The organism is Salinivibrio sp. IB282, assembly GCF_001995685.1.
GTDB lineage: Bacteria > Pseudomonadota > Gammaproteobacteria > Enterobacterales > Vibrionaceae > Salinivibrio > Salinivibrio kushneri.
On the sequence record NZ_MUET01000126.1, the window covers coordinates 1 to 3,247 of the forward strand.

Annotated in this window: 3 protein-coding genes; all 3 read left to right on the forward strand. The window is 44.1% G+C overall.

From position 1 onward, the window contains the following. The first annotated feature begins 83 nt into the window (after positions 1–83). On the forward strand, positions 84–1,277 hold the full coding sequence (locus BZG14_RS14930) for an ATP-grasp domain-containing protein (RefSeq protein WP_077609114.1): 1,194 nt from the start codon (positions 84–86) through the stop codon (positions 1,275–1,277). After that, positions 1,261–2,265: a hypothetical protein gene (locus tag BZG14_RS14935; RefSeq protein WP_077609115.1), complete on the forward strand. Its 1,005-nt coding sequence runs from the start codon at positions 1,261–1,263 to the stop codon at positions 2,263–2,265. The genes BZG14_RS14930 and BZG14_RS14935 overlap by 17 nt, the downstream gene beginning before the upstream one ends. Next, positions 2,252–3,247, forward strand: a 996-nt coding sequence (locus BZG14_RS14940; protein WP_077609116.1) for a sulfotransferase, incomplete at its 3' end; no start/stop codon positions are given. The genes BZG14_RS14935 and BZG14_RS14940, both read left to right, overlap by 14 nt.

Below are 3,247 nucleotides of genomic sequence, written 5' to 3' on the forward strand. Positions count from 1 at the left end.
ATTTTATGCATACCCATCTATGCCACTTTAAGTACTACAGAAGTAAAATACATTACTGATATTTTAAAGAAGGTGACTATATAATGAAAAAAATCCTATTTTTAGGTGGTGCGCCGACACAAATTCCACCAATAAAATATGCACTCGAGGAAGGTCATTATGTTATCACCTGCGATTATCTCCCGGATCATTCCGGCCACAGATTATCTAATCAGTACTATAATATATCAACGACTGATAAGGACGCGGTACTGGAGATCGCTCAAACTGAAAATATTGACGGTATTGTAGCGTATGCATCTGATCCTGCAGCTCCTACAGCAGCTTATGTAGCAGAAAAAATGGGATTGCCAGGAAACCCTTACAGAGCGGTGGAAATTCTTGCACGCAAAGACTTATTCCGAAAATTCCTTGCAGATAACCATTTTAACGTACCGCGTTCAAAATCATTTTCTGATAGTCAAGATGCGAAAAAATGGCTGAGTGAGATTGGTGTGCCTGCGTTCGTAAAACCTGTAGATTCATCTGGTAGTAAAGGCGTAACTCATATACAGAATCATGATGACCTAGAAAGCGCTTTTGAATACGCACTTCAGTTCTCACGTGAGAAGAAAGTGATTGTTGAAGAAAAGATTATTAAAACAGGGTATCAGGTTGATAGCGATATTTTCATGTTAAATGGAGAAGTGGTTTCTTGTACTTGGGGAAATCAGCATCAAGACTCAGAGTGTCATCCCTATGCGCCCGTTGCCATTAGCTATCCATCTGTACTTCCTGATTATATTCAACAAAAAGCTAAAAGTGTGATTAATTTAATACTGAATAATCTTGGCTTTAATTCAGGTGCCTTTAATGTTGAATTTGTTGTTGATAAAAATGATGAGGTATGGGTCATTGAAATTGGCCCAAGGAACGGCGGGAATTTGATTSCCCAAGTACTGAAATATGCTACGGGAGTAGATATGATTTCAGCGACAGTAGATGTCGCTCTAGGAAAAATGCCTAAGCAAATGATGCGTAATGATGTAGAAGGGTGTTGGTCCAGTCTTATTGTTCATTCTCGGAGCTCTGGCATGCTCAAGGATATATATTTTTCTGAAAGAGCAAAAGAGTATATCGTCGAGAAGGAAATTTATGCTAAACCAGGCGATAGAGTCAACAAGTTCAGCGGATCACACGACACGATAGGAATGATGATTTTAAAATATCCCAGCTTGGAGGTAATGTTGGATATGATCAACAATATGGAGCAGGATATTCGTGTCATCATTGAGTGATACCTTGGGCGGCTATATCGGTCTTGAGCTGCCCGATAACAATTATTTCTGGCTATCGGAAGCCCTTAAATTCAATTCAGCGAGAGCTGCATTCGCCAGTTTGGTGGAGCAGACACAAGCTCGTAGTGTATGGTTGCYGCGATATTTATGCGACACCATGAATACTATTCTGTCGGGCACAGAAGTGGAGCTTAGGTTTTATAACCTCACCGAAAGGTTCGAGATCAAAGATCGCCTGAGAATTGATGAGGGCTCTATCATTTTATTCGTGAATTATTTTGGTGTGTGCAACCGACAGGCCCAAAATGTCATCGAGAAGTACGGTGTCGATAATGTTGTAATTGATAATTCTCAGGCACTGTTTTGCGATAAATTTGATGCACTGGCTACCATTTACTCCCCCCGAAAGTTCTTCGGTCTTCCCGACGGAGGACTTCTGTTTTCGGACGATCCAAGAATCAAACAACTAGAACTCAGAGATACAACCTCCGAAAGCCGCATGGGGCATTTGATTAGTAGAGTGACGAAAAGTCCCGAAGCGGCTTATCAAAAGTACCAGGATGCCGAGAAAGGGATTGCCGAATTACCTGTTCTCGGCATGTCTAGACTCACGGAAAGGCTCTTGCGGTCCGTTAATTACGATGCCGCCAGAGTTGCACGTACCCGGAATGTGCAGTACCTGGACAAAAAACTCCGGGAATACAACAAGCTAAGTCTGGAGATCGGCGAGGAGATCGCTCCGCTGTGTTATCCGTTTCTTCCAAACACAGCAACAGCCAGTCGGGCAGAATTGATTAAGAACCGTGTATTCGTGCCGAGCTATTGGCCGGAAGTTCTTGGGCGTTCAGAAGAAGGAAGCTTTGAGTGGGATATGGTCACAAACGGTTTGTTCCTGCCGTGTGACCAGCGCTATACCGAGGAAGATATGGAAAGGCTTGTAAGCCTCTTGACAATCAGAGAAAGGTTATTCACACATGGGTGCTCCTGAAAATCGGACAGAAAAATACGCACGAGTCTCTACACTTGAAATGCTACTGAAAGAACTCAACGGCAACCTCGCTGGCGCCAACGAAGCCTATCTGAAAAATTCGGAAGAGCGTTTTTCAAAAATCTTTCTGATGGGGCCGCATCGTTCGGGCAGCACTTTATTTATGCAATGGCTGGCCAACACCGGCCTTGCCGCTTACCCAACCAACATGCTCTCCCGCTTCTTCGGAGCGCCGTTGGTAGGCGCCAAAATCCAGCAACTGTTGACAGACCCGCGTTACAACTTCCGAAACGAAATTCTGGATTTCAACTCCGACATCAAATTCAGCTCCGACAACGGCAAAACCAAGGGCGCGCTAGCTCCAAACGAATTCTGGTATTTCTGGCGCCGTTTTCTACCCTTTAATGAACTGGATCACCTGCCAGCGGAAGAATTGCGAGAGAAAGGCAATCTTTCGGGCTTTCGGGATGAGTTAAACGCACTTGCGAACATCTTCGAAAAACCGTTCGCAATGAAAGCCATGATCATGAATCAGAACATCCCCGAACTAGCCGAACAATTCGACAAAGCACTGTTTATCTGGATTCGCCGCGACCCAATTTTCAACATCCAGTCAGCATTGGAAGCTCGCAAACGCCAGTATGGTGATATCAATACCTGGTACTCCTTTAAAATCAAAGAGTACCCCGAATTGAAGAATTTGGACCCTTTGGAATCCGTAGCGGGACAGATTGCTGCAATCAACCGTTCGGTTGAACAGGGGATTGCTGAACTGCCAGACAACCAAAAGCTGGTGGTGCAGTACGAAGACTTCTGCCAGCGCCCCGAACACTACTACAACGAGATTATAGACCGATTGATAAAGCAAAATGGTGTGGATATCGGTAGCATCCCTGAATATACCAGTGAGTCAAATTTCTCCAGTACTAATCACTGGCGATTAAATGAATACTCACAAGAGAGCGCTAGAGAGGCTTATGAA